Origin of the sequence: Oscillibacter sp. 1-3 (genome assembly GCF_000403435.2) — a bacterium.
Taxonomy (GTDB): Bacteria; Bacillota; Clostridia; order Oscillospirales; family Oscillospiraceae; genus Oscillibacter.
The window spans coordinates 558,376-562,590 of the sequence record NZ_KE159709.1 but is presented as its reverse complement, the minus strand read 5'-3'; the positions used below and the strand labels follow the sequence as shown (position 1 = coordinate 562,590).

The following is a 4,215-nucleotide window of genomic DNA, read 5'->3' as shown; positions in this document are numbered from 1 at the left end:
TTCCGCTCTTTCGCCCTCTTTCTGTCCGGAAGCGGTGCGGAGATTCCATCCCAGACGGCGGCGGCCAGGCCGGCGGTATCTATCCTGGTATTCATCTGCAAATTCATCAGCGCCTGGGCCAGTTTTCCCGTGGTGCCCTGATCCAGCGCGGAAAAATCCAGGCGCATCAGCAGTTCACGGGCTTCCTCCGCCCGCTCCAGGTTTCGGTAAGCATCCGCCAGGGCGATTTTCATGGCCTGCTCTTTCAGCGGCGCGGCTGACTGGACCGCGCTGCGCAGACGCGCGGAGGGGTCCAAACGGCCCGCCCGGTCCTCCTCCAGGGCCTTCAAATAGATTTCACCCCGGCGGGCGGCCTCCTCAAATTCATCCCGCTCCAGGAAGTAGGAAAAAGCCTGGAAGGCCACGTCTATCTGAATAAAGGCGGAATTGGGGAACCACTCCTCCGCCTTTTGAATCCACTCGCCGCGCTCCGGCAGCTTGTTGATCCCGGCGAGGGTCACGGCGTAGCGCAGAATTGGCGGGCCCAGCATCTCCCAATAGGGCTTTCTCTCCTCCACCAGCTTCACGGCCTGGCGGAGAATGTCCAGATAGTCCGGCTCGTTCCGGCCGCTCTCCACCATCTGGAGGTAAACCATCAGATTCTCCGGCTCCCGTTTCAGCTTCTCCCGCAGCAGCGTCATGTTCCGCGCCTGCTTCCTGCGGCCCGCCTCTCCGTTTGTGTTCATCTCCACATATCCGTCGTGGTGCAAAACCGTATGCCGCAAAAGCGTATTCGGGACCTCCCTGCCGGGCCACTCCCAGCGCTCGTGGATCGCCCCCGCATAGCGCGGCCCCTCCGCCATACAGGCCAGGCGGGTTGCGAAGAAGTCCAGGTATGAGCCGCTAAAATCATAAGTGCTGTAATTTCTGACAACCACCGCGCCCAGCACATACGGCCTTCCGTCCCAGCTGCGCAGAAAGGCTGTCAGTTCCGATATATCCTCATCCAGCCACTCGTCAGCGTCCACAGTGAGGCACCAGCTTCCGGAGCAGCGGTCCAAAATGGCATTTCGGGCGGCGGCAAAGTCATTGCGCCAGGGAAAATCGATCAAAATATCCGCGTACTGCTCCGCCGTGTCCCGGCTTCCGTCCGTGGAGCCGGTGTCAGCCATTACCACCTCGCAGGGGATGGCCTCCCGCAGGGGCCGGAGGGACTTCAAACACCGTTCCAGACAGCGGATCTCATTCTTAAACATAATGCCGATGGATAAAACAGGCTTTTTCTCCATAACATCTCTCTCCCACATTCTTCCGTGTTGCTGGGAAAACCGCCGCCGAAACGGCGGTTTTCCCAACGGCATGGAAGCGGGGCGGGCCAAAAGCCCGCCCCGCTTTGGCTGGGTCTATGCGGTTTGTTCCAAAAACAATCCGTGCTGATTAGCCGAGGAGCTGCAGCACGCCCTGGGGAACAGCGTTGGCCTGGGCCAGCATGGCCTGGGCGGACTGAACCAGGATGTTGTTCTTGGTGTAGGCCATCATCTCCTCGGCAACGTCGGTGTCGCGGATGGTGGACTCGGCGTCCTGGATGTTCTCCGCCATGACGCTCAGGTTGTTGGCGGTGTGCTCCAGACGGTTCTGGGTGGCGCCCAGATCGCCGCGGACAGAGGAGACCTGGTTAATGGCGTCCTTAATCTTCTGAATGGCGTTGGAGGCGTCCTGCGCAGTGCCGATGTTCAGGCCGTTCAGGCCCAGAGCGGTTCTGTGCATGTCGCCCACCTTGACCTGCAGCTGGTTGAAGCTGTCGGAGGTGTCGCCGATCTGCAGCTGCAGGGACTTGGCGTTCTTCTGCAGGTCGGAGATCTCCGTGGTCGTGGTGTTGGCAATGGCCTTGCCGGTCTTGATGGTGCCGGCGATGCCCTCGCGGGTCTTGAAGAGCTCGTTCTTGGCCGCGTCGCTGGTGTCCGTCTGGGCCAGGGTCAGCTCGCCGTTGGTGTTGACGCCGGCGCTCCACACGGTGCCCGCGCCGTTGATGGCGTTGGCCAGCTTCTCCATCACAATCTCGGCACTATCGGTATCCTTGACATTTACAACAGTAGCACCGTCAACCTCTTTGAAGTTGCTGTCGTCGCCCACGGCGATGACGAAGCTCTTGCCGTCGATTTCAACGGTAACGCCGTCATCCTTGCCGGTTCCCTGGATGCCCAGGTTGGCGGCGGTGATGGTGGTGTTGGCAGGCGTGCCGTCCACCGCGACCTGGCCGCGGACCATGTTCAGGGCGCCGTCGTTCCACTGGGTGTTGACAGCACCGGCGCTTGGGTTTGTTGTAACCTTCAGGCTGGGGTCCAGATCGGCATCGTCAGTCGCGTCGGTGGGATCTTCGGCCATCTCAATGGTGATCTTGCCATCCGCATAGTTGATATTGAAATCGGCGGGCTGCGCGGCACCGGACAAATTCGCTCCAGTAGTGCCGCTGCCAATCGCGGTTTTGAGGGCGGCGTCAATATCCACCTTGCCGTCAGTAATGTTAGCAGTGGTGGCAGTCAGGGTAATGGTAATGCTGCCAACAGCGATTTCCAGCGTATCGGCATCGGAAGCGCCCGTCCACTCCAGCTTGGAGGTGTCGATCTCCAGCTTGGTCTTCTGGACTTCCTTGCCCTCCACATAAGTGACGGTATGGTCACCGATTGCACCGGTGGTGCCGGTGCCCAGCAGCTTGTCAGCGCCCAGAGCGGTCATGCTGCCCAGCGCAACCGTGGTGGTGGTGACGGCCTTGGCGTCGGCGTCCAGAGAGCCGTCCAGCAGCTTGATGCCGTTGAAGTTGGCGCTGTCGGCAATACGGTCGATTTCGTCCAGCAGCTGGTTGACTTCCTTCTGCAGGTTCTCGCGGTCCACCTCGTCCTGATAGGTGCCGTTGGCGGACTGGGTGGCCAGATAGTCCATGCGGTTGAGCATGTCCTGGATCTCCTGCATGGCGCCCTCAGCGGTCTTCACCAGGGAGATGCCGTCCTTCACGTTCTTCTGGGCGGCGTTCAGGCCGGTGATCTGAGCGCGCATCTTCTCGGAAATAGCGAGGCCCGCGGCGTCGTCGCCGGCGCGGTTGATCTTATAACCAGAGCTCAGCTTCTCCAGGTTCTTGCTCAGCGCAGAAGTGTTGGTGTTGTAGTTGCGGTAGGCGCTCATCGCCATGATGTTGTGTTGAATCCTCATTTTAATGCTTCCTTTCAATAAAATGTTTTCGGGTTATGCGTTTCCGGCGCGCCGGAGCTTCCTTTTACCGGCGCTGGTGTGGAGCGCCCGTTTCCTGGTATCTGGCCAGACTGCCAGGGCGTGGCGCGGGACTGTATTTCAGCCGGTTCGCGCAACCGGGTGAAATCGTAAATTATTGGGCCGCAAGGTCCTCCTCCCAAAAGGCGGGAATCACGCGCTCAAGCTGCGTGCGGAGTATTTCCGCCTCCTCGCCGCAGCCCTTCTCCTCCAGCCGCTCTATCGTCTGCTTCATCTTCCGCACGGCCTTCTCCCGGTCGTCGTTCCAGCGGAAAATCTGATCGCGGTAGTACCGCCCCTTTTTCCCGGAGGGCGGCAGCAGACAGGCGGGCCGCTCCCTCCCCTGCTGCTCCAGCACCGTGCCCCGCACAATCGGGATCTCCCGCCCGGCGTGGACGGCCAAACCGGCCCTTCCGCCCGCAATGCGCGTCAGCTGGACGACAATGTTCTCGTTGATGACCAGATATTCCTCGGGAAGCAGAGATAATTTCAGCATACGGTTCTCCTTCAGCGCATTCCGGTGTGCGCTCCTTCGCATCACCGTTTTTTCTGTACGGTTGTCATCGTCATAATATTGTGGACCCCTGTTTCCAGGCTTTGGACATGCGCACATATCCGCTCGTTTCCCACTCCGCGGTCCGGAAAACGCTGATTGAAACAGAGCTGTCATTCAATTCCGCTTCAATCAGCGTTCTCCCAACCGGAACCATGGGCTTTCACCGGCGTCCCGGCCGGCATAGCTCTGGGTTTTCTATCGGGTGATCAGGCGCTGACGCGCCGTTCCTGACTGCCAAAATACCGGGCCAGTCCCTGGGCCTTGATGTTTTTCGCCGCATTGACCTCCCGCCGGTGCGCTGCGCCGCACTTCGGGCAGGTCCAGAGATCCTCTTTCAGCCCGACGGCATCCCGCACCAGTCCGCAGGCGGAGCAGGTCCGCGCGGTGGGAGCGTAACGGTCCACCACGATGAGGGG

The 4,215-nt window shown here is 60.4% G+C and carries 4 protein-coding genes; all 4 read right to left on the bottom strand.

The window, feature by feature from the left end:
* On the bottom strand, positions 1-1,286 hold a 1,286-nt coding region (locus C816_RS15250; RefSeq protein ID WP_207636941.1), incomplete at its 3' end, for a glycosyltransferase.
* A 130-nt stretch (positions 1,287-1,416) separates the two neighbouring features.
* The gene (locus C816_RS15245) at positions 1,417-3,186 is read right to left on the bottom strand and encodes a flagellin N-terminal helical domain-containing protein (protein WP_016323295.1); all 1,770 of its coding nucleotides are present in this window, start codon (positions 3,184-3,186) and stop codon (positions 1,417-1,419) included.
* Between the two features lie 172 nt (positions 3,187-3,358).
* Positions 3,359-3,739 carry a carbon storage regulator gene (locus C816_RS15240; protein ID WP_016323294.1) on the bottom strand — a complete coding sequence of 127 codons (381 nt, stop codon included), beginning with the start codon at positions 3,737-3,739 and terminating at the stop codon, positions 3,359-3,361.
* 266 nt (positions 3,740-4,005) lie between these two features.
* Positions 4,006-4,215: zinc ribbon domain-containing protein (locus C816_RS15235; protein ID WP_016323293.1), on the bottom strand; the 210-nt coding region annotated here is incomplete at its 5' end.